26 protein-coding genes are annotated in these 24603 nt (G+C 59.2%); 12 read left to right on the top strand and 14 right to left on the bottom strand.

The genetic code is table 11. From position 1 onward, the window contains the following. Window positions 1-104 precede the first annotated feature (104 nt). The 6 genes from flhB to flgB are packed head-to-tail and all read right to left on the bottom strand — an operon-like array spanning window position 105 to window position 3493. Window positions 105-1181: a flagellar biosynthesis protein FlhB gene (gene flhB / locus JJ917_02900; protein MBO6697760.1), complete on the bottom strand. Its 1077-nt coding sequence runs from the start codon at window positions 1179-1181 to the stop codon at window positions 105-107. Between the two features lie 31 nt (window positions 1182-1212). Next, complete coding sequence (gene fliR / locus JJ917_02895; protein ID MBO6697759.1) at window positions 1213-1974, bottom strand: flagellar type III secretion system protein FliR; 762 nt, start codon at window positions 1972-1974, stop codon at window positions 1213-1215. Window positions 1975-2018: 44 nt separating this feature from the next. Then, window positions 2019-2282, bottom strand: a complete 264-nt coding sequence (gene fliQ / locus JJ917_02890; GenBank protein ID MBO6697758.1) for a flagellar biosynthesis protein FliQ — start codon at window positions 2280-2282, stop codon at window positions 2019-2021. Window positions 2283-2317: 35 nt separating this feature from the next. Then, the gene (fliE, locus tag JJ917_02885; protein MBO6697757.1) at window positions 2318-2641 is read right to left on the bottom strand and encodes a flagellar hook-basal body complex protein FliE; all 324 of its coding nucleotides are present in this window, start codon (window positions 2639-2641) and stop codon (window positions 2318-2320) included. Between the two features lie 14 nt (window positions 2642-2655). Then, on the bottom strand, window positions 2656-3066 hold the full coding sequence (flgC, locus tag JJ917_02880; protein ID MBO6697756.1) for a flagellar basal body rod protein FlgC: 411 nt from the start codon (window positions 3064-3066) through the stop codon (window positions 2656-2658). Window positions 3067-3088: 22 nt separating this feature from the next. Next, window positions 3089-3493 (bottom strand): flagellar basal body rod protein FlgB, encoded by a 405-nt coding sequence (flgB, locus tag JJ917_02875; GenBank protein MBO6697755.1) that lies wholly within the window; start codon window positions 3491-3493, stop codon window positions 3089-3091. A gap of 331 nt (window positions 3494-3824) precedes the next feature. Here flgB and JJ917_02870 point away from each other — a divergent pair, with 331 nt between their 5' ends. After that, complete coding sequence (locus JJ917_02870) at window positions 3825-5354, top strand: flagellar biosynthetic protein FliO (protein ID MBO6697754.1); 1530 nt, start codon at window positions 3825-3827, stop codon at window positions 5352-5354. 131 nt (window positions 5355-5485) lie between these two features. After that, window positions 5486-6184: a flagellar type III secretion system pore protein FliP gene (gene fliP, locus JJ917_02865; protein MBO6697753.1), complete on the top strand. Its 699-nt coding sequence runs from the start codon at window positions 5486-5488 to the stop codon at window positions 6182-6184. Window positions 6185-6213: 29 nt separating this feature from the next. On the opposite strand, the gene JJ917_02860 is transcribed toward fliP, so the two are convergent. The 6 genes from JJ917_02860 to JJ917_02835 form a co-directional block, all read right to left on the bottom strand. Beyond that, complete coding sequence (locus JJ917_02860) at window positions 6214-9882, bottom strand: hypothetical protein (GenBank protein MBO6697752.1); 3669 nt, start codon at window positions 9880-9882, stop codon at window positions 6214-6216. A gap of 57 nt (window positions 9883-9939) precedes the next feature. Then, window positions 9940-10653 (bottom strand): hypothetical protein, encoded by a 714-nt coding sequence (locus JJ917_02855; protein MBO6697751.1) that lies wholly within the window; start codon window positions 10651-10653, stop codon window positions 9940-9942. 23 nt (window positions 10654-10676) lie between these two features. Further along, window positions 10677-11183 carry a chemotaxis protein gene (locus tag JJ917_02850; GenBank protein MBO6697750.1) on the bottom strand — a complete coding sequence of 169 codons (507 nt, stop codon included), beginning with the start codon at window positions 11181-11183 and terminating at the stop codon, window positions 10677-10679. After that, the gene (fliM, locus tag JJ917_02845; protein MBO6697749.1) at window positions 11183-12307 is read right to left on the bottom strand and encodes a flagellar motor switch protein FliM; all 1125 of its coding nucleotides are present in this window, start codon (window positions 12305-12307) and stop codon (window positions 11183-11185) included. Before fliM ends, JJ917_02850 begins: the two co-directional genes overlap by 1 nt. A gap of 12 nt (window positions 12308-12319) precedes the next feature. Beyond that, entirely contained in the window at window positions 12320-12823 is a 504-nt protein-coding gene (locus JJ917_02840) for a flagellar basal body-associated FliL family protein (protein MBO6697748.1), read from the bottom strand. 81 nt (window positions 12824-12904) lie between these two features. Then, a complete protein-coding gene (locus tag JJ917_02835) occupies window positions 12905-13120 on the bottom strand; it encodes a hypothetical protein (protein ID MBO6697747.1) in 216 nt (71 codons plus the stop codon). A 54-nt stretch (window positions 13121-13174) separates the two neighbouring features. Between JJ917_02835 and flgF the strand changes: the two genes are divergently transcribed. The 4 genes from flgF to JJ917_02815 are packed head-to-tail and all read left to right on the top strand — an operon-like array spanning window position 13175 to window position 16538. After that, window positions 13175-13915 carry a flagellar basal-body rod protein FlgF gene (gene flgF, locus JJ917_02830; GenBank protein ID MBO6697746.1) on the top strand — a complete coding sequence of 247 codons (741 nt, stop codon included), beginning with the start codon at window positions 13175-13177 and terminating at the stop codon, window positions 13913-13915. Between the two features lie 21 nt (window positions 13916-13936). Beyond that, window positions 13937-14725, top strand: coding sequence for a flagellar basal-body rod protein FlgG (gene flgG, locus JJ917_02825; protein ID MBO6697745.1), 789 nt, complete (start codon window positions 13937-13939; stop codon window positions 14723-14725). 14 nt (window positions 14726-14739) lie between these two features. Further along, on the top strand, window positions 14740-15792 hold the full coding sequence (flgA, locus tag JJ917_02820) for a flagellar basal body P-ring formation protein FlgA (protein ID MBO6697744.1): 1053 nt from the start codon (window positions 14740-14742) through the stop codon (window positions 15790-15792). Beyond that, a complete protein-coding gene (locus JJ917_02815) occupies window positions 15789-16538 on the top strand; it encodes a flagellar basal body L-ring protein FlgH (protein MBO6697743.1) in 750 nt (249 codons plus the stop codon). The genes flgA and JJ917_02815 overlap by 4 nt, the downstream gene beginning before the upstream one ends. Before the next feature lie 180 nt (window positions 16539-16718). On the opposite strand, the gene dksA is transcribed toward JJ917_02815, so the two are convergent. Beyond that, window positions 16719-17132 carry an RNA polymerase-binding protein DksA gene (gene dksA, locus JJ917_02810; protein ID MBO6697742.1) on the bottom strand — a complete coding sequence of 138 codons (414 nt, stop codon included), beginning with the start codon at window positions 17130-17132 and terminating at the stop codon, window positions 16719-16721. Between the two features lie 177 nt (window positions 17133-17309). Further along, the gene (locus JJ917_02805; GenBank protein ID MBO6697741.1) at window positions 17310-17726 is read right to left on the bottom strand and encodes a flagellar assembly protein FliX; all 417 of its coding nucleotides are present in this window, start codon (window positions 17724-17726) and stop codon (window positions 17310-17312) included. 245 nt (window positions 17727-17971) lie between these two features. Here JJ917_02805 and JJ917_02800 point away from each other — a divergent pair, with 245 nt between their 5' ends. The 6 genes from JJ917_02800 to JJ917_02775 all read left to right on the top strand — a co-directional run bounded on the left by JJ917_02800 (window position 17972) and on the right by JJ917_02775 (window position 24431). Beyond that, window positions 17972-19096 carry a flagellar basal body P-ring protein FlgI gene (locus JJ917_02800; protein MBO6697740.1) on the top strand — a complete coding sequence of 375 codons (1125 nt, stop codon included), beginning with the start codon at window positions 17972-17974 and terminating at the stop codon, window positions 19094-19096. Then, the gene (locus JJ917_02795) at window positions 19096-19428 is read left to right on the top strand and encodes a rod-binding protein (GenBank protein ID MBO6697739.1); all 333 of its coding nucleotides are present in this window, start codon (window positions 19096-19098) and stop codon (window positions 19426-19428) included. The genes JJ917_02800 and JJ917_02795 overlap by 1 nt, the downstream gene beginning before the upstream one ends. A gap of 9 nt (window positions 19429-19437) precedes the next feature. Continuing rightward, the gene (locus JJ917_02790) at window positions 19438-19908 is read left to right on the top strand and encodes a hypothetical protein (protein MBO6697738.1); all 471 of its coding nucleotides are present in this window, start codon (window positions 19438-19440) and stop codon (window positions 19906-19908) included. A gap of 122 nt (window positions 19909-20030) precedes the next feature. Next, window positions 20031-20411: a hypothetical protein gene (locus tag JJ917_02785; protein ID MBO6697737.1), complete on the top strand. Its 381-nt coding sequence runs from the start codon at window positions 20031-20033 to the stop codon at window positions 20409-20411. Window positions 20412-20677: 266 nt separating this feature from the next. Next, complete coding sequence (locus tag JJ917_02780; GenBank protein MBO6697736.1) at window positions 20678-22192, top strand: flagellar protein; 1515 nt, start codon at window positions 20678-20680, stop codon at window positions 22190-22192. A 220-nt stretch (window positions 22193-22412) separates the two neighbouring features. Then, a complete protein-coding gene (locus JJ917_02775; GenBank protein MBO6697735.1) occupies window positions 22413-24431 on the top strand; it encodes a flagellar hook protein in 2019 nt (672 codons plus the stop codon). The last annotated feature ends 172 nt before the right edge of the window (window positions 24432-24603 follow it).

Here is a 24603-nt window from a genome sequence, read left to right as displayed (position 1 = left end):
TTTACCAAACACAACGATTCGGCCAGCCCAAACTACCGCGCCGCGCCGGGCTTCGGCCAGCACGGTGGCGTCGAAGCGCCGGTAAAGGCTGTTGGATGGGACAATTAGAGGCGCGCCGAGCGTTTCTCGCGCATGCGCATGACAAAGCCGATGACCTTCGCCACCGCTTCAAAATGCTCAGCCGGAATTGACTGATCGACTTCCACGCTTGCATGCAGTGCGCGGGCAAGCGGTGGATTCTCAACAATCGTGACCTCGTGTTCGCGCGCGACTTGGCGGATTGAAAGCGCCAACGCATCGACACCCTTGGCAACGCAGAGCGGCGCATTCATGCCGCTCTCATACTTCAGCGCCACGGCAAAATGGGTCGGGTTTGTGACCACCACCGTCGCGTCCGGCACGGCGGCCATCATGCGTTTGCGTGAACGCTCCATGCGCACCTGACGCAGCTTGGCTTTGACGGTCGGATCGCCTTCTTGCTGCTTGTACTCGTCGCGGACCTCTTTGACGGTCATTTTCTGGCGCTCGAACCAGCGGTGACGTTGGTAGAGATAGTCGGCAACACCGATCACGATCATCACGGCGGCACTGGCGAGCAAAAGCGCCACCGCCAACTCCAGGACAGCCGGTAAAAACTGCGTCAGATCGGTGAATAGGATGGCATCAAGCTCGTCCTGCCTTGGCAGCAAGATCAGCACCATCAGCACGCTGATGAGGCAGACCTTCAGCAAGCCTTTGACGAAATTCATCAGGCTTTCGCTGGAAAACAGCCGCTTGAACCCAGCGACCGGAGAGATCTTGGAGAGCTTCGGCGTGATCGGCTCGATGGAAAGCACCGGGCGATGCTGCACCACATTGCCGAGCACCGCCATCGCCATCAGAAACAGAAACGGCACGGCCACAGACAGCGCGATCGCCGGACCAAGCGCGCCGGTCAGATCAACAATGGCGCCACCATCGACCGGGATGAGCGCTGCCTGCTGCATCATATTGGCGAACATCGGCGAGAGGTTCGCCATCGCTGGCCCGATCATCAAGCCAACAACCAACGTGCCTCCGAGCAGAACGAAAGCCGAGGACAGTTCTTGAGATTTGGGAACGTCGCCCTTCTGATGGGCGTCTTCTAAGCGTTTTTGGGAGGGGTCCTCAGTCTTTTCTGACTGGTCGGCTTCTTCCGACATTAGGCCTCCTGCGGCCTGCTGATGCTAGCCCTCAGGAGGGAAAGAGCACCATCATGACCTCGCGCACATGGTCGATGTAGAGCGCCATCAGTGCACTCAACATCGCCGCTAAAAGAATGAACCCGCCGAGAATGTTCACCGGCATGGCAATCATGAATATCTGCAATTGCGGCATCAGCCGCGATAGGATGCCGAGACCTAGATAGAAGATCAGCCCGAACACCATGAATGGCGCCGAAATCTGGATCGCGACCTCGAAGGCCTTTGCCATGCTCATCAAGGCGTACTGGGTGAAGTCGCCAATCGGCACGACGCTGCCGACCGAAAACACATCGTAGCTGCGCACAATCCCGGCAAGCGCCAGATGATGCAAATCCGACAGGAATATCAGCGTGATGCCGAGCAGCCCGAGGAAGTTGCCGAGCAACACGCCCTGCGTGCCCTGTGACGGATCGACGTTGAGCGCAAAACCCAGACCCATTTGGAAGGCGATTGTCGTTCCGGCGACCTGCATTACCGACAGCACGAAACGCACTGCAAGGCCCAATGCCAAACCGATCAAGATTTCCCAGATTATGAGGCCGAATACCTCCACCGCGCTTTGCGGTACGTCGGGCAGAACCCCCGATACGGTTGGGTAAACGACCAGCAGCGTTGCCAAAGCTAACACGAGCCGCACGCGCACCGGAACCGTTTGCTCGCCGATGCCGGGCATCAGCAGAAACAGCGTGCCAAGCCGCGCGAACAAAAGCAGCGCGAGCCATGCAAGTTCCGGCAGGAGCGATATGTCCAAGGACGGTGCCCATCATCGTTGCAGATCCGGCCACCGCGCTGGCCTTAACCGGCAATGATTCGTTCAGCCACGCGGTTCATGTAGCCTGCCATGAGGCTGCCCATGAACGGAAGCGTGAGCATGAAGGTCACGAAAATCGCCATGATCTTCGGCACGAACACCAGCGTCATTTCTTGGATTTGCGTCAGCGCCTGGATAAGTCCGATGGCAACACCCACGCCAAGACCGACAATCATCATCGGACCGCAGACATAAATCAGGGTCACGACACCATCGCGGGCAACGTCGAGAACTTCAGGTCCGGTCATGGAAAAATCCTAGAAAAAGAAACGGAGAAACAGCCCTAAATCGGCATTCGTAGAATTTCTTGATAGGCTTGGATCACGCGGTCACGCACCGTCACGACCGTCTCCAACAGCACCTCGGTCTCGGCAACGGCCGTCACAACATCGACCACGTCGGCGCGGCCTTGAACCAGATCCATGCCTGCGGCCTCAAAGGCCTGGCCTTCATTGACCAAATTGGTGGCTTGCTGCTCGATCAGCGCCCCAAAGCCCTCGGCGGCATCCGAAGCGGCCGGCTGCGTGCCGCCTTGGCCATTGCCGGACAGCGCCTGCGCGGCCTGCGCATAAGCCTGAATGGCCTGATTGGTTGGGATGCTGGTCATGCTGGCCTACTTTCCTAAGCGCGCAAAATATCAAGCGTGCGCGAGATCATCTGGCGCGTTGATTGCACGACGTTGAGGTTGGCCTCATAGGACCGCTGGGCGTTGCGCATATCCATCGCTTCGACCAGCCGGTTGACGTTCGGCATGGCCACATAGCCCTCATCATTGGCCGCCGGGTGGCTTGGGTCGTAGCGCAGGCGGAACTCGCCGCGATCAGGGCGCACTGGACCGAGCTCGACGGTCCGTGAATCGGTCTCCCGGTCGAGCGCGGCCCGAAACGTTGGGATTTGCCGCCGGTAAGGGTCGCCTTCCGGCGTCTGCGCGGTGGAATCGGCATTGGCGATGTTTTCCGCGATGATGCGCATCCGCCCGGATTGGGCTTGCAGGCCCGAGGCCGCCGTCACCAAGCTTTTTAGGAAGTCCATGCGTTTATCCTTCCGTTAGAGGCTAGCGGCGACCCACGGCCGTGCGCAGCATGCCAAGGGATTTCTGGTAGAGCGTCGCCACCGTTTGGTAGTCGAGCTGGTTGGCGGTCATTTTCATGACCTCTTCTTCCAAGACGACCGAGTTGCCTTCCGGCGTCACCTCGAATGTCGGCTGACGGTCATTTTTAAAGCCCGTCGTATCGGCAACGGCGCGCCCGGCAATATGCTTGGCGTCGGTGCGTACCGGCGCCGTCGCCATGGGACGAGCAACTGAAAACTGTGTCTCGTGGTCCACCCGTTGGAGATCGCGCGCCGCGTAGCCTGGCGTGTCGGCGTTGGCGATGTTCTCAGCCAACACCGACTGGCGCGCCGAATGCCATTGCATCTGCGTGCGCAAGGCTGAAAAGAAGGGCAGATCACGAAGCATCGAGCCGAAGCCACCAGCGGTTTATGGTTAACGGGACGTATCAATCTGGGCAGAATGTGCCGCCTTGACGGTTAACAAGCTGTTAATGCTCAACCGCTGATTTCGCTGACCCCTTGGAATACCTTAGGAATTCCCGGCAACTAGTTGGGGGCTTGGGCACCGGCGATAGCGACAAGCCTTGCCCAATTCGGTACTCTTGCTCACCAAGTGTGCCGAATCGCGACAGCTGGCCAAACCTAGCGAGCGAACGGCTTGATCGACGGACCCAGTCCCAGCCTCGCAAACAGACGAGGCGTCTTGGAGCCTGCGTCGCGCGTTGGAGGGGTGAGTTGTGTTCGAAGAACAGTTAGGGGAAACCGGCGGCACCATCGCCCAATTCGGGCTGTCGCTGGTCGTCGTCGTTGCCCTGATCTTCCTGGTGGCCTGGGTGGTGAAACGCTTCGGTGGCTCGCGCTTTGGCGGCCATCATGGCGATGAAGCCGAGCTGCAGGTTGTATCGACACTCGCCATCGACCCCAAACGCAAGCTGGTTTTGGTCCGCCACGGCAAATTGGAACACTTGCTCTTGATTGGCGGCGGATCGGACGCGGTGATTGAACGCTCCATGGTTGGCGGTATCCCGCTCGCCGCCCGCATGCAGGCAAGCAAGGCGCAGGAAAAGCAGGACGAAGAGACCTATTCGCGCCCGGCTGATCGCTTTCGCACGTCCAACCGGTTCTCATCCGCGCTCCTAAGGAGCAAGGCCGCCGAAGAAACGAGCGAGCGTCCGACAACGCGTTCACGCACCAGCGAAACGCCTCAATCCGACGACGCTCAAAAAGCCACCGTGGCCGCGACCGCTGGCACAGCAGCAGCCACCGCCGCCGTTGCCGCCGCGAGCACCAGGCCAGCGGCACCTGCGCCAACCACACCTGGGCCCACGACCAGCAGCAGCGCCAAGGCTAACGAGCCCAAGCCGCTTGTCACGGAAATAGCCAAAGCCAAGCCAGCTGAACCCACACCTTCGGCAGCGGACGATGAACGCGCCGCCATCGATCGATCGCTGGATGAGGCCTTATCGGCATCGCTGCTCGATGACCTGCCCCCGCCTGCAGCCCCTGCGGTCGAACCGACCAAACCGGACCCATTAGCTCCAAAAACGCCGGCCAAAGACGCTGCACCCCCAACTAAACCCGTCCCAGCCGAACCGAGCTCGACTGTGGACGATCTCAGCCTTGAACGGGAGTTGGAGGCTGCGCTTGAGCTCGACGCATTTGAACGCACGCCATCGCAAAGCGGTTCAGCCGACGCGCCGATTGACCTTCCGCCGCTCGACGATTTGCCGGACTTGCCCGACCTATCGACACTCACCGGCAATGGCGATGAGGCAACCTCTGAGCCCAAGGATGCCGACAAGAAACCAGACGAACCGGCCATCGAAGACACCAAAAGCGAGGACAAGCCCGATCCGCTGAAGCTTTCCAGCGTTCGTGAGGCCACCCCCGCAACCTCACCAGCCCCTACCGAGGAACCACAATCGGCGGATCAAGATGGCAAATCTGAAGACCAGCCCGCCGAAGAAACGCCGCCGGCACCCGATATCCCGGTGGCGCTGTCCGGCCGCGACGACCCTCCGATCCCGGTGGCCATTCCAAGCCGTGGGCCGGCCGCCAACGCAACGACGCTTGCCAAGGCCGATGAAGACAAAAAATCGGAGACGCCAGAGACCAGTGGCGATGACGTGGTCGATATCTCATCCATGTTGCAGCCGTCTGGCGGTGGCAAAGCGGACGGCGAACCCAAAGGCGACAAGTCCGACGATCTTGACGATGAGATGCGCCGCCTTCTTGGAGAAATCGCCGGAGATCCGGAGCAGAAGTGAGCGGTCTGGTCCGCAACAGGAACGGTGATCAAGGCCCGCGCGTACCGGCCAACCAATCGCGCCTACTGAGCCGTCGATCGATCTGGTGGGGCTTGGCACTGCTGCCAGTCGCGCTGGCTTCACTCGTCGCCATGGTCCCCGAGAGCCTGGCGCAGGACATCTCAATTTCGCTAGGCGATGATATCGGCGTCACTGAACGCGCCGTTCAGATCATCCTTCTCATAACCATCCTGTCGCTGGCGCCCTCAATCCTAGTGATGGTGACGTCGTTCACGCGCATCGTTGTCGTTCTGTCGCTGCTGCGCACGGCCATCGGCCTGCAAACCGCGCCACCTAACACCGTGATCATCTCACTGGCGTTGTTCCTGACGGCCTTCATCATGGCGCCCACCTTTCAGGAGGCCTATGATGCTGGCATTCAGCCACTGATCGATGAAACAATCGATCTTGATCAGGCCTTTGAGCGCGCCTCTGAACCCTTTCACGTGTTCATGCGGGCGCATGTGCGGGAAAACGATCTGCGGCTTTTCCTCGATCTGTCACAGACACCAACGCCGGAAGGTCCAGAGGCCATTCCGCTGACGGTGCTGGTCCCGGCCTTCATGATCTCCGAGTTACGTCGGGCGTTCGAGATCGGCTTTTTGCTGTTCGTGCCGTTCATCATCATCGATCTGGTGGTCGCATCGGTGCTGATGTCGATGGGTATGATGATGCTGCCGCCGGTGATCATCTCGCTACCGTTCAAGCTGATCTTTTTCGTGCTCGTTGACGGCTGGAACCTCGTCGCTGGCTCTCTGGTGCAAAGTTACGGGCCGCCGCCGGGCTTATAGCCAGGATGAATCCGTCCATATTCACAGAGTTAAGCGCCTGGCGAAGCGATCGGTGTGGTTTGCGAAGAAAAGGTTGAGCGGTAGTCGGCGAGGAACCGGTTCAGTGTGTTGAGCCCTGCGATCCCTCGGGCCACATCGCGAAACGCGCTGCCCTGGGTTTCGATAGGTGCGGTCACGACATCGAACGCGCTGGCATAAATGCCTTCCGACATCTTGCCATCAAAACGCGCGCGCAAACGCTCCAGCGCATACTCATCATTGGCAAAGCTGAATGCGATTGAGGCGCGCAGCACCTGTTGCATTTCGTCCTCATCAAGCGGCACACGATCGCGCCACCGATCGGCAAGCGACCGCTCCAAGACTTCGCCAGCTTCGGCCCAGCGCTCCGCATTCCATAGGACGTCAGCGCGCACCGCATCGATATCGTTGCCATCCAGGCTACGCAGCATTTCCAAAGCCAGCTCGTGGCGGCCAAGTTCAGAAAGCGCGCGGGCCTCGATAACGCGACGGCCGCGCTCAATGGATTGAGGCGCCTGCGACACTCGCGAGCGCTGCAAAACGGCCACCGCCTCGGACGGGCGATAATCCATCAGATAGATTAGTGCCAAATCGGCGGCAATCTGCGCCTTTGCCGTTCCGGTCAAACGGTTATCGACCTGATGCAGCAAAAGATCGGCAGCCTGATCGAGCAGGTCAATGCTAACCAACCGGTCCGTGAGGCGTCGCACCAGCTCATCTCCGCGCCGGCCGATCGGCGTTAATTCTCGAAAATCGTAGAACAGGCTCAAAGCATCGATGGCCGGCATTTGATCCGCCTCGCCATTCAAATAGAGGTCAACAAAGATCGCCTGCATATCGTCAGATACATCGTTGGCCTCGGGATGATTAGGCTGGGCGATTAAGATGCCCTTCAGGGCCGTCAGCGCATCGCTGTAACGCCCTTGCTCCACATAGAGCTCCCCTAGGAACCGACGCGTGCGCACCTCGGTATCATCGCCGCGCCAGGCAACCGCCAGGTTCTCAAGCTGATCCAAGCCCTCGGTAAGCGTCAGCTCATCGTTGAGAACGCGCGTTTCAATGCCAAGCAGGGTCGCTTGGGCGCCTAGCGGGCCTTCATTCTCTGCACGAATTTTGTCGAAAACCTCCAACGCCTCTTCCATGCGGCCTTTAGCAAGCGCGACCTGCCCCTGTAACAAGGCCAAACGATCTTCCTTCGGGCTGCCCATCAACCGCGTCGGGTCGATCTGCGATAGGCGCTCGGTTGCCAAATCAATAGCTTGCACGTTCAACGCCGCCTCAACGCCATCAAGGCGGGCTTGCGCAACGAGGCCAGACGGATAGCCGTCAAAAAGCGCTGCGACATCGTCGTAGGCGGCATTCACCGCCGGCCAGTCGCGCAGTGACGCGTTGGCAAGCAAGCCCCAAAAGCCGGCATCGGCAACGCCATCCATCACGTGAGAGTCGATAATGTCCCGCGCCTCATCGCTGCGCCCGGCTAGGGTCAAGGCGGCCGCACGCACCATCAGATAGGCTTCGTCATGCTCAAGCGCGGAAGCTTCAGAAACGACGATATCGAGAATGCCATTGGCTTCCTGTCCAAGATCGAACGCCAAGAGAAAGCGCGCAAAGGCCATGAGCCTTTCAATCCGTACGGCGCCTTCGGCAGCCGCGACGGATTCTTGGAAGTCCTCATAGCGATCGCGAAATCCCGATGCACCCTCTCCGGCATAGGCGCGCAGGTCAAAGTAGCCCGGTCGCTCATCGGGCGAAAAACCAAAGGAGCCGAGCGACAAGCCAACCTCGGACAGCGTCAGGCCCTGTTCGCGGGTGATCACCACCCGGTTTGGCTCAACGTCCAAGGCCAGCGCATCGGTCTTTGGACGAACAATCAAACCCTGCGCCGATGGAAGTATCTCGAATTCCACCAGTTCCTGCCGCGCCAACGCACCTTGCGACGGCGCCAGCATCGGAACGACCAGCAGTTCATCGCCGACATGGGGATGCATGATCCGGCGCATCCGGCCAAACCCGTCACCCAAGACTTCGGCAAACGCTTTACCGTCAGGCAACGTGCCTCGACCGACATCAAGCCCCTGCGGCGGTTCCACGATGGAAGGCCCGAGCACCACGATCCAGCGATTGCCGGACGGCACCATCGAAACGAGCGCACTGTCGCGCATCTCAAGATGAATGAGATTGAGATCGTTCACGCGAACCGGACGAATGGACCGCACCAGATCGTTGAGTTCCAGCCGCATCGCCCGCAAATCAAACGGGATCGGGTTTTCAAAAACCAAGGTGACAAATGACTCGCGGCGGAACGCGGCGGCAGGCGTCGGCTGCGAGAACGGAAAAAGCAGCCGCGTCTCATCACCTTCCATGCGTACTTCAACCCGAACAATGTTGGGATCGACGGCTTCTTCCATGGCTTCGCCGACCTCTGGCGCACGTCCACCCTGCAGTGCCCGGGCCGTTACCACATCCGGCCGCTGCGCCAGTATTTCCAGATCTTCTTCAGTGATTGCCGGTGAGCCATCAGCAAGCAGCGGGACGTCTGCCGAAGGATCGGGTTCGCCGCCAGCCAAACCGCCCTCGCCAATCGGCGCTGTATCATCGGCCATGTCGGTTTCAGGCTCCGGAACGATGGGCGTGAGGCCACTCGGATTCAAAGGCCGCGCCACGTCGATGATCTGCGCATCCTCTTCCGGCTCGATGACCTCGTCGGTTCGCGCGCCGACTGTCGAAAACCTGGTGGTTTCGTCCGTTACGCCATCAATCGCAGGCGAAAGCGTCGCCATCACACGGTCGAGTTCTTCCTGATCGATGCCGTCTATATCGAGCGGCGTTTCACGCTCCAAATCCACCACAAAGCGCTGATCATCCTCAAACCATCGAAGACCAGAACCTGGCGTCACCTCCATGGTGATCGACAGGCTGGCGCCGTCGCGGTCGTAGTCGAGATTCACCAATTCTGATGGCTGATCGACAAACGCCTGCGACAGATCGATGGGAACATCATAATCGAACTCCATCGTGAGTTCCGGGCCTGACTGGGCCACAGCGACATTGAAGGGAACGTTCCAGTTGAATGCGTAGCGCGTGAAGGTCGGCGCCGCGCCAATACGCAACGTCACCTCCGGTTCCAGCTCACCCAGCAATCGACGGCGTTCGGCTTCGGCGGCTTCGCGAGCCGCCTGTTCGGCGCGCTCAGCGAGCCGTGTGACGACCTCTTCTGGCAGGGGTGGCGGAAAACCCTGCCACGTCGTCGGCAGGAAATCGATGAACAGCGTCTCGCCGGCTTCCATCGTGTTGATCCGTACCGCGCGCGACAGACCGAAACGAAGTGCGCGACCGTCGGGGTCGCGGCGCGCGATGGTAACAAAATCGGACAGCACGCGCATCGAATCGCGGATATCGGTGTCGACCGCCTCTTCAAAAACGATCCGCAGCACACCGTTTTCGGCATCAAGCTCATAAGGTGGCAGGTCAAGGCGGTCGCGGAACCGCAGGGTCAGCCGCCCGAAATCGCGCTCGCGTTCGGCAATCGCGACGGCCTCCAGCGACTGCGCGGCAACAGGCTCTGAATGCGCGGCCGTCAGGGCGAGCAGAACCGCTCCCAAAAGACCATGAAACAGGGTCGATCGAGGCGAGAATGGATCACGCAGAAAGGCAGGCAGGGACAACAACTTTTGGACCACCAGACTCCTTGTCTGGCGACCTTAGATTCCACGCCTTAAGAACCGCTTACTACGCGCCTATTGGATAGGCACGCCTTCAATGCGCGGCAGTTCATTGTTGATCGAGTTGGTTTCGACCGGCGCCTGCATTGGCGAACCTGCCAAGGCGATGGTCAAACGGCGCGCGGATTCCGGCGTCATTTCGCCAAGAATATCGGCCATTTTGCGTGGGTTCATGGCGGTGGCGACTTCGACAAGGATCGGCAGGTCGAGAAGGTCGAAAATCGCGGCGGCATCCTTGGCGCGCATTGCCGAATAGACTTGAACGAGGCGAGCAATCTCCTGGCTTTCGCGCTCATCTTCAGCGTCAGCGACCGCGCTCACCCGTGCTTCAAGGGCTTCCAGTTCGGCCAAGCGTTCCTCAAGACGGCGCTCGGCGGCGGCAAGCAACTGTTCGCGCACCCGCAAATCCTGCTCGCGCTCTTCCATCAAGACACGCCGTTCGCCGAGCCGGTCCAGCAAAGCGTCGCGCGACGTTTCGATCTGCAAATCCTCAACGTTCACACCTTGTGCATCCTGCGCGTCCTGCGCCGCTTCAGCAGCAGCGCGCAAAGCGGCTGCCGACTCCGAAATCTGGTCTCCAGTCGACTCAGCCTCTGGCTCCTCCTGCGCGACCGCCACGTCCACACCGGTGACCGTGTTGCCAGGACCGGCAATAAGGTTGAAACCTTTCATGCCAAGCAGCATCAACGACGTCAGGATGACAACCGGGAGCAGGCGGATCGAGCGCATGGCTTAACTCCTATCCATGGCCCCTAGGAGGCCACCCGTTGGAGACGGTCTTGCAGAGCGCGCGCGGCATCATCTAGGCGCTGGCTAGGGCTTGGCGCGGCCGGCGCAGATTGAGTAGCCGGCCCGGCCTGCGCTGCAGGCGCGCGGTTGGCGGCGGGCTGGATCGGTCGTGGTGAGGCGGCTGGCGCCTTGGCCTCACCAACAGGCAACCCAGCCATTTTGCCAAGACGTTCCACCACGGCACCGGCCGAGTTCAGTTTCGTTGAAAGCTCTTCGGACACCTGATTGGCCTGATGCAGGCGCTGGCCAAGCGTCTGATCGCATTGCGCCGATGTTGTGCGCAGGCCCTGAATGGCTCGCTCAGCAATCTCGGTGGCTGTCAGCAGTTCAGCGATCGTGGCGCGCAGGCCCTCTTCATCGGCTCGTAGACGTTTCAACCGACTGTTGAGCAGGATGCAATAGCCGATGGTGATCACCAGGAGGATGGCCACAAGACCTTCGATCACAAGGCTCAAAGGAAGGTTCAACATCACGACTCCATCGGGTTGGGTTGCTCGGCATGTTCAAACGAGGCGAGCGTTGTTTTTGGCTTGCGCAGATTGCGGGTCACGCGAACCGCAACATTGCGATCTCGCTGCCCCAATTGGCCTTCGGTCAGAACCGTCTCACCGCATTTCAGATAAATCGGATCAGTGGGCGCTGTTTCAAACATCAAGGTCTGCCCTTCTTTGAAGTCCATGACCTTGGAAAGCGGCATCATCTCTTCGTAGATGACGGCATCGACACCGATCTTGGCCGAGTAGATTTCGGTGGCCAAATGGCCTTCCCAAATCGAGTCGCGACCGAATTTTTCCCCCATGAACATCTGCAGGAGAAGTTCACGGATCGGCTCGATCGTGGCGTACGGAATCAGCAGCTCAACCTTGCCGCCGCGATCCTCCATATCGACGCGCATCTCAACCAGGATCGCCGCATTGGCGGGCCGGCAGATGGTTGCAAAACGCGGATTGGTCTCCAGTCGATCAACGTTGAACGTGACCTTGGAAAGCGGCGCAAAGGCCGCCTCGGCATCATTGATCAACACCTCGACCATGCGGCGGACAAGGTTCATCTCGATGGTCGTATAAGGACGCCCCTCGACGCGCATCGACGACGAGGAACGACGACCGCCCAGGAGCACATCAATGACCGAGTAGATCAGGCTGGAATCAACCGTGATCAGACCAAAATTGTCCCATTCTTCGGCTTTGAAAACCGAGAGAATGGCCGGCAAGGGAATGGAGTTGAGATAATCGCCAAAACGCACCGAGGTGATACCATCCAGCGAAACTTCGACGTTGTCGGAGGTAAAGTTGCGCAGGCTTGTGGTGGTCAATCGCACCAACCGATCGAAGATGATCTCCAACATCGGCAGGCGTTCATAGGAAACCAGCGCGGAGTTGATGATCGCGCGAACACCGGACGTCTCACCGTCATGGCCTTGCTCAGCATTGAAGCCAAGCAGATTGTCGATCTCATCCTGGCTTAAAACACGGTCGGCGCCCTTTTGCTGGGATTCAGAGTCTTCTTCATCCTCGTCATCCAACATCGCCGCCCATTGGGCCGCCATGTCGTCGGCGTCGTCCTCATCGTCCCAATCGTCTTCTTCGGCCATCATAATGGGCTCCTATTGAACGATGATTTCGCGGAAAAGAACGGCATCGACCTCGGCAGGAAAGATCGCGAGGTTTATGCGCCGCTGAAGCTCATGCTTCAGGCGAAACAGGCCTGCTGATCCTTCCAGGTCGGACACCCGCAATTCGCGCAAGTAAGTTTGAAAAACATCGAGAATGCGCGGCAAATTTGGCTCGATGACACCAGCGATTTCTTCATTGCTGATTTCCAACGCAACGATCAGGCGAAGATATTGCGCGCGCTGCTCAGCATTGGCGAGGTTCACCGTGATTTCCGGCAAGTCGTAATAGAACTTCGGCGCCTGCGCCTGCTCAAGGGCAACCTCTTCAGGCGAGGACCCGCCGACCCATCCGAGCATGAATGCCGCACCGGCCCCGCCGCCAAGAAGCATGACCACAGCGCCACCGCCGATGATCATCAGCATCTTTTTGGAGAGCTTTCGCTTGCCGCCCCCTTCCTGAGACTCCTCACCCTCCGCAGCCGCGTCGGCCTCCATATCATCGGGTGTTACGTCTGCATTCGCCATGGACTACGCCCTATCGAATTTTCTCACGCATTAACCAATGAGCGCGGTTGGTTAACGAAGTGTTGACGACCCGGTCAGAATTGCCGGGCGAGAACCGGTAGCAGGCGGCAACATCACGCCATCAACGGCGTGATGCAAAGGCAAAAATTCGATAAACAATTGATTTTTATGGTTTTTCAAAACTGGCACGGCTCCTGCATAGGGTAACGCATCGTTCACCATGTTGCCCGCTGGGGAGCTCGGCATTGTGGCCAGAACGAGACCCACATCGCCGGTCTTTGGCGGCGTGTTTTAACGATTCAAGGAGAGGAATCGCACGTCATGATGAACGCACAGCTTGTCGCACTGTCCCGCGAGGTCGCCCTGCGCCGCGAACTGGATGTCATCGCCAACAATCTGGCCAACATGAACACCACCGCCTTCCAGGCTGAACGTGTGGCCTTTGAAGATTATCTCATGCCGCGCGCCGAAGCCTCCGCCTTCCAGAACCGCGACCATGATGTGGCATTTGTTCAAGATTGGGCGACCTACCGTGATTTGGAACCCGGCGCTCGTGAGGTCACCGGCAATGAACTGGACGTGGCGCTTTCGCCGGGCGGCTTTCTGACGGTCGAGACACCGCAGGGCGTTCGTTACACCCGCGATGGCTCCCTGCAAATCAACGACCAGGGTCAGTTGGTTACCCAGCGCGGGCATCCCGTCATCTCACTCGGTGGGACGCCGATCCTCTTCACCCCTGCCGACAGCGACATCACTATCACCGGCACAGGCGAGGTAACCACCAACAATGGTGCTCGTGGCACGCTGCAGCTGGTGTCCTTCCCCAACGAACAGGCGCTGGAAAAGCTCGGATCCAATCTATATGCGGCGGACGAAGAGCCAAACCCGGATCCTACCGTCCGCCTCACGCAGGGCGTGCTGGAGACATCCAACGTGCAGCCGGTGCGGGAAATGTCCCGTCTGGTTGAAGTCCAACGGGCCTATGAAATGCAATCGAACATGCTTCGCCAATCCGATCAGATGCGTCAGGAGGCCATTCGCCTCCTTGGCCGCCTGAGCTAACGCTTCCAGGAGATCGATCCCATGCAAGCGCTTTATATCGCATCCACCGGCATGATGGCCCAAGAGACGAACGTCGAGGTCATCTCCAACAACATCGCTAACATGCGCACCGCGGGCTTCAAGAAGCAGCGCGCTGAGTTCCAGGACCTGCTCTATCAGAACCTACGCCGTGTCGGCGCCGAGACATCCGAGCAAGGCACGCTGGTGCCATCCGGGGTCCAGATTGGCTCAGGTGTCATGACGGCGGCGACACCGCGCATCATGAGCCAAGGGTCTATCCAACCGACCGACAAAGAGTTGGATATGGCGATCTCCGGCGACGGTTTTTTCCAGATCCAATTGCCTGATGGTGGAACAGCTTACACCCGCGCAGGCACTTTCGAGCGCGACGCGAATGGCACGATGGTCACAGCCGACGGGTTTACCGTAGAGCCTGGCATCACCATCCCGGACAACGCACGCGGCCTTGCCATCGGCATCGATGGAACGGTGACCGCGATCCTTGGCACCGGTGGCACAGCAACCAACATTGGCCAGATCGAACTTGCCCGCTTCATCAACCAAAGCGGTTTGCAAGCGATCGGCGACAATCTGTTCATGGAAACGGCCTCCAGCGGCGCCCCAGTCACCGGCAATCCAGGTGAAGAAGGCTTTGGCTCGGTTCGGCAGGGTTACATCGAACTCGCCAACGTGAACTCAGTCACTGAAATCTCCGATCTCATCGCCGCGCAACGCGCCTATGAGATGAACGCCCGTGTGGTCCGCGCAGCCGATGAAATGCTGTCCAACACCTCGCAGATGATGCGCTAAGGGGGCGTTGAACCATGATCACCCGTTTGCTTCTTGCCTTGCTTTTCTTCTTCGTGGCCGCCCCTTTTTCCGCAGCCCAATCCACCATCGAAACGCGCCTCGCCGACCAATTCGATACACCTCTGCCGCTGCTTCGCCCGCAGGTCATCGTGACATCGGATTTGGTGACGCTGGGCGACCTATTTGACCATGCTGGCATGCATGCTGAAACACCGGTTTTTCGGGCGCCTGCGCCAGGAACACGCGGGCGAGTGCCAGCCCACACTGTGCTCGACGCAGCGCGTCAAGCTGGTCTCGACCTGGTCGATTTGGCTGGGCTCACTGAGATCACCGTGGAACGCGCCGGCATTCGCCTCCACGCGGTGGACTTTGAACAGCTTCTCGAAGAGGCACTGCAAACGCGCCTGATCGATCAACGCGGTGAAAATGCCGGACGCTATGCCATTACGCTTGCATCAAACCCATCGCCGACAACGCTGCCAGCAGAGATTGCCGGCCGTTTGCGTGTTGATTTGCTGGCGGCGCCATCCGGTCGGTCCGAGCGGTTTTCGGCGGTCATCCGCACGCCCTCGGGTCAGGAAATCGCCCGCCTCTCCGGCCGCGCTGAACATCGGGTCATGATCCCGGTGCTTGGCCGTCCGATCGCCCGCGGTGACGTCGTGCGCGCCTCTGATTTGCGTCTTCAGGACGTGGCTTACAGCCGGACGGTTGGCACGCCGACGCTGATCGAGACTGCGGACATTATCGGTCAGGCTGCACGCCGGTCGCTTCGTGCGGGCGCACCAATCAACCCCGATGATCTCACAGAGCCGTTGATGGTTGAGCGCCAAGAACTCGTGACGTTGATTTATCGCCATGGCGCCCTGGCTCTGACGGTGCGTGCCCGCGCCATGGATGACGGCGCCGAAGGTCAGTCCATCGATGTGATGAACCTTCAGTCCAACCGCGTTGTTCGCGGCGTCGTGGCTGGCCATGGCCTCGTGCATGTTCTTGGCCCGATGCAAGACATCGCAGCCTCCACTCGGCTTACTCTTTCCAACGCTGACACGGCGGAGCGCATTCAATGACCTCGATTTCCAAATATCAGCGCCTGGCCGCCATCGTTCTGACGGGCGTCGCGCTTGCAGGCTGTTCAGCCGCCGACCGCGTCGCCAACATTGGTGAACAGCCAGCGCTTTCGGCCATTCAAAATCCAACGACTCAACCCGGCTATCGCCCGGTTTCCATGCCGATGCCTGAACCGGTGGTCGCAACCTACAGCCCCAACTCGCTCTGGCGTTCCGGTTCACGGGCCTTCTTCAACGATCAGCGCGCTTCCCGTGTTGGTGATCTGGTAACGGTGCGGGTCGAAATCACCGACAGCGCCCAAATCGCCAACCAAACCTCGCGGAACCGCACCGCGAACGAGGAACTGGGTGGTTCCGGTATTGTCGGTTACCAGCTTGAGCGGCTCTTGCCGCCTGGTCCAACCGCCGAAGTCATTGCCGATTTTGACACCAACTCATCCTCTGGCGGCCAAGGTTCAGTGAACCGCTCTGAAAGCTTGACCACGACCGTCGCTGCCGTCGTCACCCAGGTTCTGCCCAACGGCAACATGGTCATCGAGGGCCGCCAGGAAGTGCGGGTCAATTTCGAAGTGCGCGAGCTAATCGTCGCCGGTGTCGTGCGGCCGGAGGATATCGACGCTTCCAACACCATCGAATCGTCCAAGATCGCCGAAGCCCGCATTGCCTACGGTGGGCGCGGCCAGATCACCGACGTCCAACAACCGCGCTATGGGCAGCAGCTGTTCGATATCCTGATGCCCTTCTAACCAGATCGCGGTCGTCGCGCGGCCCCCAACCCGCGCGGCGACCTCACCTGGCACGTTCTCTCCCATCGATGCGTTGAAGCTCCCCAACATTCGACCCATCACAGCGCGTGCCAGACAAAAAAGGCGCGGCATCCAGAACAGATGCCGCGCCTTATTGATTCTGAAAAAGAACCCGATCAATCAGTCGTCGCGATACACCTTTTCGCGGCGCTCATGGGCTTCCTGCGCTTCCAGCGACAAGGTCGCAATAGGCCGAGCATCCAGCCGTTTCAGCGTGATCGGCTCGCCGGTCTCTTCGCAGTAACCGTAGGTGCCATCCTCGATCCTGCGCAAAGCAGCATCGATTTTGGAAATCAGCTTGCGTTGACGATCGCGCGCGCGCAGTTCGATCGAACGATCTGTCTCGGAGGATGCACGGTCGGTCAGGTCGGGATGATTGACCGTGTCATCCTGCATATGGGCCAGCGTATCACGCGCCTCTGCCAGGATTTCTTCTTTCCAAGCGATCAACTTTTTCCGGAAATAGTTGCGCTGGCGCTCGTTCATAAAGGGCTCATCCTCAGATGGCCGGTAGTCATCTTGTACGTCCAACATAACGCTCCCTCCGCCCAGATTCGGCCTGCCGCCAAGGTTCGAGTTTGGGCAGGCTATACGCCATAGCTTCGTGCGCCACAAGCAACGCCTTCGCGAGCGTTGTGTGAAGCCGATGTGAGGCTGTTAGCAAGTGGCGCGCGACAGAATTATGATGGCTGCAGAGATTGTTGGCGACGATTAGGCGTCGATGCCAAGCTTGGCCAACTCGACCCGCGCACGCAGTGCAATGTCATCGATGAGCGCTGCCAATTTCGGGTCTTCAGCCGCCTGTTTGGCGCGGATCAAGGAGAGAAGCGCGCCAACACGTTGCGGCGAAATCTGGCCTGCCAAAAGGTCAGCGCGCAACGCTTCCAACTGATCCAAGAGATCATGGCCATGGCGCACTGCGCGGCGTTCCCGGTCCTCTGCATTGTCCACAGATTGCAGCGCCAAGATCGCATCGAGACTCTGGACACCGGCAATGCCTGCCGAGGAAGACGCGGCAGAAGATGTCGCGCTTGAGCCCTGCGAAGGAACGACAAAACCACGAGCCGCTTCGCCGCTTTTGCGCGACTTGCCAACGCTTGCAGAAGATTTCGGTCCCTCGACCCGCATAGGCCCTCCAGCCCCTCGTTTGCCCACCCTTCTTGTCCTGCCATTTTGGTTAACCAAACCTTAAAAGCCCGGCAGAATTGGCCCAGCCACCGGCAAGGCGCGCCATGGTTCGACCATCTTGTAGCCGTGCTCTGGCCGCATTTTCATTCGCTTTCCATAACGAAATCAGAGACTTGATGAAGGCGTCGACTGTTGGCACGACACTTGTAAAGGATAGGACAAACCGCTGCCATTAGGAACCGCTCATGCGCGCCCACATCCTTTCCATCACGACACTCATCTTCGCCATTGCGCTGACAATTGCCCTTGCGATTCCCGCCGCCGCCACCTCGCGCATCAAGGATATTGCCGATTTCGAAGGTGTTCGGGAAAACCAGCTGGTGGGCTACGGCCTGGTGGTTGGCCTCAATGGAACCGGTGATACGCTGAACAACGCACCGTTCACGCGCCAGTCACTGCGCGCCATGTTGGAGCGGCTCGGCGTCAACACGCCGAGCGCTGAACTGCGCACCGCCAACGTCGCCGCCGTGATGGTGACGGCCAACCTTCCCGCGTTCGCAACGCAAGGTACACGCATCGACATCACGGTTTCGGCCCTGGGTGACGCGGACAGCCTTCAAGGCGGCACGCTTCTGGTGACCCCACTTTTGGGCGCCGACGGCGAGGTCTATGCCATTGGCCAGGGCCCGGTTGCGATTGCCGGGTTCGAAGCTCAAGGCGCCGCCGCATCCATCACGCGAGGCGTACCGACGACCGGACGGATCGCCAATGGCGCCTTGGTGGAACGCGAGGTTCATTTCGACCTTGCCAGCATGAGCACCATTCGCCTGGCGCTGCGCAATCCCGATCTCACCACAGCGCGCCGCATGGCGCTTGCGATCAATGCGCTGCTCGGCGAGGAACTGGCGGTCAGTACCGATCCTGGAACCGTGCAACTCTCGCTGCCGGCGCACTACAACACGTCGATGGTCGAGCTTTTGACTGACATCGAGCAACTGTTGATCGAGCCCGACCAAACCGCTCGCATCGTTGTTGACGAAAGCTCCGGTATTATCGTTCTTGGCCGCGATGTTCGCGTCTCAACGGTTGCCATTGCGCAAGGCAATCTGACGGTGACGATCACCGAAGAGCCGCAGGTCAGCCAGGCCCTGCCCTTTGCCGAAAATGGCGAGACCGTTGTCGTGCCACGCACCGCCATCGACGTCGTCGAAGGCGAAGAAACTCAGCTCGGCATTGTCGAGCAGACGGTGACGCTTCGCGAACTGGTCGACGGCCTCAACGCGCTGGGCATCGGTCCGCGCGACTTGATCGCCATCCTCCACGCCATCAAGGCGGCCGGTGCGCTGCAAGCCGACATCGAGGTGATGTAATGGAAACCAGTCTTCAAACCCAAGCCTCGACGCTACTGAGTGCGGGATCAACCTCGGCACTTCAGCGCATGGCTGCAGCGACACAAGGCGACCCGGAAGCCGTCAACTCCGCCGCCGAAGAATTCGAGGCTGTGATGCTGACCGCAATGCTCAAGCCAATCTTTGAGGGCGTGGAAATCTCAGAACCCTTCGGCGGTGGCGAAGGCGAGAAGATGTGGCAAGGCCTGCTTGTCGAAGAATACGCCAAGGAAATGGCAGCTTCTGGCGGCATCGGCATTGCCGACCAAGTGCGCTCTGAACTCCTCCGCATCCAAGAAGACGCCGTGAACTAGGACGACACGATGACCGACGCCACCTCGACTGCCGATACGCCGATCACCGACCGCGATAGTGCGACAAGCTTCGCTGAATGTTTGCACGGCTTAATGATCGCCCTCACCCAGCATCTGCGCCGCGAAACAGCAGCACTTCGCGAAGGCGCCTTGACGCGAACGACGATTGATCACGACACCAAAAACGAGCTGATGTTCGCCTATCGCTCAGCGCTTCAGCATCTGCAGGCGCACAAAGAGATCATCTCCCGCTATGTGCCGGTGAAATTGGACGAACTGCGCCGTCTCAACGATGAGTTTCAGGCCGAGCTTCAGAAGAACCTCGCCACCGTTTCAACCGCCAAAGCCGTCTCCGAGCATTTGCTCTCGCGGCTATCTGATCAGGTTTCAGGAAGCCGCCAGCCCAAGACCTACGGCGCGTCAGGCACCATGACGCGTAGCGGTCAGGCAGCCGCAATCTCGGTCGATCGTGCTCTCTAGAACCTTGCCGCTACGGCAAAACACCTAATGGAACCCTTAACAGAAGATTCACGCGTTCGTCCTATCCTGACTCACAATAAAACAGGTTCGCCTCTTGTGTAGTGAGTACCGAGGACAGGACAATGGATACGCGAGCACCACAGGGTTTTGTGCCCCTCGTTGCCGCTGTCGAACCCAAAGCAAAACGCGGTTCGACCGCGACGGACTTGCCAAAACCAAAGACCGTAGAGCCCAGCGCCAAGGCTGCGCGGGCCGGCAGTGAGCAAATTGCGCAGGATGAAGCGCGCCGTGCCAAACAGAAGGCAACGGCAGAGGCTTTGCGTGCGCAATCGGAAATGGATGTTAAGACCCACGAGGCCACAGGCTCGCTGGTCATCCAAACACGCGATGCCGATAGCGGCACGCTCATGCACCAATTTCCGAACAATGCCACGCTGAAAAGCCGCGCCATTGCGCGCTATGAAGCGGTGCAAGGTGCGCCCAGTATCAAGCGCGTCGTTTAACGCCCTGCCCCGCCCGCTTTGAATAAAACTTCACGGCCCATCGTTGGACGGAGCGATCTCCTGCTGCTTGCCCACATGACACGGTTAAGAAAATCTCGCCAAATTTGCCGCGTTAAGACGATGGCAAACATAGCCACCATTATCGTCTAAGTTGCTCCAATTACTCAAATTTTACCATTTCCCTTAGCGCGGTTTTAGGGCGCCGGGCGCCATAGGATTTGCGCGTCTCAGAAGAAGGCGTGCTTGAAACCTAGAAAGGGAAGTCAATGACTGACGTAACACTCTCGAGCGCCGTGCGCTCAAACCTCCTCTCGCTGCAGAACACCGCCAATATGATGGCCAAGACGCAAGAGCGTTTGGCATCGGGCCTTAAGGTGAACTCTGCACTTGATAACCCAACCAACTTCTTCACTGCATCTTCGCTCAATAGCCGTGCAAACGACCTTGGTCGCCTGCTCGACTCCGTGTCGAACGCAACGCAGACGTTGGAAGCCGCCGACAACGGTATCTCGGCGATCACCAACTTGGTGGAATCAGCCCAAGCCACAGCGCGTCAGGCTCAGCAAACCCCAGCAACTGTTGATCAAACGACGGTGTCGGCTGAAGCCGCTCAGACCGGCTCAGCCACAATCACCGATGATGCGGCAGCCGTTTTGACCGGTTCAACAACGCTGACTGGTACAGATGCCGGTAGCACCGCTGTGTCCAACGGTCAGACTCTGTCGATCACGGTTGGTGGCGACAGCGTGACGTTCGAGTTCGACACTGATGGCTCGAACACGCCAGCAGGCGGCAACGTTGAAATCGATGCGTCTGGCGACCTCGACTCTGTGGCTGCCAACATTCAAACGCAACTTCGCTTGGTGACCGGTGGCACAGAAACTGTCGCGATCACAGGTGGCAACCTGACGATCACGGCGGATGACAACACCACAAGCATCAGCGGCATCAGCGGCACAGCAGCATCTGCCCTTCTTGGCACGTCCACAGCAGCTGATCCGACCAACGCTCAGATCGGCGCCCTGTCCGGCACCGTGACGATTGGCTCGAACACGCTGACCTTCGGTTCAGGCAACATTGAAACCCGTGCTGATCTGGAAACTGCTCTTGGTGGTCTGACCGGTGGCATCACCGGTTCGATCGATGGATCCAACAACATTCAGCTGACCGGATCCAGCGGTGCATCCTTCACCGTCGGCGGCGACTCGGCCAACCTGACTGCCCTCGGCCTGACGGCTGGCACCGAAGAAGCCACCACCTCAGTGACGCAGGTGACCAACCCTGAGCGTGCGGAGTTCGTGTCGCAGTACAACGAACTGATGGGTCAGATCGATGAGTTGGCCGAAGATGCCGGCTTCAACGGTGTGAACCTACTCAATGGCGATGACCTGTCGGTGATCTTCAACGAAGACGGTTCCTCGACGCTGGACATTTCCGGTGTGTCGTTCGATTCGGCTGGCCTTGGCCTGTCGCAGTTGAGCGCCACGGGTCTGGATGCCGATTCCGACATCGATGCTGTTCTGACAGCCCTCGATACGGCGACCAGCTCGCTGCGTTCGCAGGCGTCGGAGTTTGGTTCCAACCTCTCCATCGTGGAAACCCGTGAGGACTTCACCAAGTCCATGATCAACACGCTGGAAACCGGTGCTGCCAACCTGACGCTGGCCGACACCAACGAAGAGGGTGCCAACCTTCTGGCCCTGCAGACCCGCCAGCAGCTGTCTTCGACCGCTCTGTCGCTCGCCTCACAGGCCGACCAGAACGTGCTGCGTCTGTTCTAAGACCAGTTCCTCTTTTCAAAATCCACGAAAGCGGCGCTTCGGCGCCGCTTTTTTTGTGCGCGAAACCAAGCTGGTGCGCGCCCATTCGCTGCCAAAGGAAAATACCTGCAATTTTACTGATCTGAAAAATGCGCTGTTAACGACCTTTTATCGTTTCCCGGGGCAATGTCGGGCAACGCCCAGGATGAGGCGTTTTGTGTACCCTAGGAAAGGATCAGCTATGTCTGACGTGACACTCTCGAGCGCGGTGCGCTCCAACCTTCTCTCGCTGCAGAACACTGCCGACATGATGTCGAAGACGCAGGAGCGTCTGGCCACCGGCCTGAAAGTGAACTCAGCTCTCGACAATCCGACCAACTTCTTCACCGCTTCGGCGCTGAACAGCCGCGCAAGCGACCTTGGCCGCCTTCTTGATGGTGTGTCGAACGCCACGCAGACGCTGGAAGCTGCCGACAACGGTATTTCCGCCATCACCAAGCTGGTTGAGTCCGCACAGGCAACCGCACGTCAGGCCCTTCAGACGCCTTCAACTATCGACGTTGTCGGTGCAGCAACCGCTGGTACGGCCACTGCAGGCGCATTTTCGGCCCTTGATATCACGGGCGGCAGCTCTCCGGCTGAAGCCGGTACGCTTACCGGTACTGGTTTTTCCGCGCTTGACCTCTCTGGAGCGCTTGTTACTGGATCGGGCGGTACATTGAACGGCGCCGCAACCGGTACTGTCGATCTTTCTGGCGTCAACGATCTGACGATTTCTGTCGACGATGGCTCCGGCGCTCAGACGATCACGATTGACGCTGCTGCGGTAACTCAATTCACCGGTGGCGGTGGCACAGTCACCAACCAGGCTGATGTTACTGACGCAGAACTGGCGAACCTCATCAACCAGGAACTGACGGATGCCGGTCTCGCCGTCACCGCAACAGTTGATACCGGCAGCATTCGCCTGACGACCGATGCCAATGGCGGCACGCTGACCATTGGTGCAGTTGGCGGTTCGCAGGCAGCCAACTCTGGCTTGAACGATGTCTCGTTTGCCAGCTCCACAAACACCGGTACACCCGACGATCCAGCTGACTCCATCAGCTTCGACATCGCTGTCGATGGTGGCGGCACGTCAACGATTACTATCGATGCTGCGGCAATCACACAGCTGGGTACTGTCGCAGATGACTCAGCGATCACTGGCGCCGAACTCGCATCCCTGATTAACCAGGAACTGACCGATGCCGGTGTCGGCGCAACAGCTAGCTTTTCTGGCGGTGAACTGACCCTTGCATCAGACACAACCGGTGCAAGCTCCGATATCACCATCAGCAGCTACAACGATGCGGCGACAAGTGGCGCATCTGGTCTTAGCAACGCAACGGACACCGGTGCCGCCGCTGTTGCAGCAACCGACTCGATTTCGTTCGACATCGCGGTTGATGGCGGTACAGCCACAACCGTTACGATCGATGACGCCACGGTCACAGCCTATAACACTGCAAACGGCACGTCGTTGGATTCGTCCGCTCTGGCCGCCGCTGATGTCGCCGCCTTGATCAACGATCAGGTCACTGGCGCAACGGCAGCCGTCGATGGCACATCGGGCAACCTGACCATTACGTCGGGCACAACCGGCGCATCGTCGAGCGTGGCGATCACCAGCTACTCAGCGACCGTAGCAAGCGGCTCGACGGGTATCGCCGACGGAACCAGCACTGGCGCTGATTCAACGACGACAACATCGGTCAACCCTGAGCGCGCTGAGTTCGTTACCCAGTACAACGAGCTTATGGGGCAGATCGATGAGTTGGCTGAAGATGCCGGCTTCAACGGTGTGAACCTTCTCGATGGCGATGACCTGTCGGTTATCTTCAACGAAGACGGCTCGTCTACTCTGTCGATCACCGGTGTCTCCTTTGATGCCACCGGCCTTGGCCTGTCGCAGTTGGGTTCAACCGGTCTTGATGCCGATACGGACATCAACGCGGTGCTCGGCAACCTCGACACCGCCATCGGCAGCTTGCGTTCGCAGGCTTCTGAGTTTGGTTCCAACCTCTCCATCGTGGAAACCCGTGAGGACTTCACCAAGTCGATGATCAACACGCTGGAAACCGGTGCTGCCAACCTCACCCTGGCCGACACCAACGAAGAGGGTGCCAACCTTTTGGCCCTGCAGACCCGTCAGCAGCTGTCCTCGACCGCTCTGTCGCTCGCTTCGCAGGCCGACCAGAACGTGCTGCGTCTGTTCTAAGACGCCCTCACCTTCCAAGCCTTTTTCCAAAGGGCGGCGCTTCGGCGCCGCCCTTTTTGATTGCTGGCAGTGCGTTTTCATTGCCTCTGCAGGTCGTTTAACTATTATTTACCAAACACTTAAGCTGTTCATTAACCACGTCTTCACCGGCTTCAGGGTAGGTTGGCATCGC

It is taken from the genome of Hyphomicrobiales bacterium (genome assembly GCA_017642935.1).
Classification (GTDB): domain Bacteria; phylum Pseudomonadota; class Alphaproteobacteria; order Rhizobiales; family MH13; genus MH13.
Note: the sequence above shows the minus strand (reverse complement) of the source record. Positions and strands in the feature narration are given on the sequence as shown.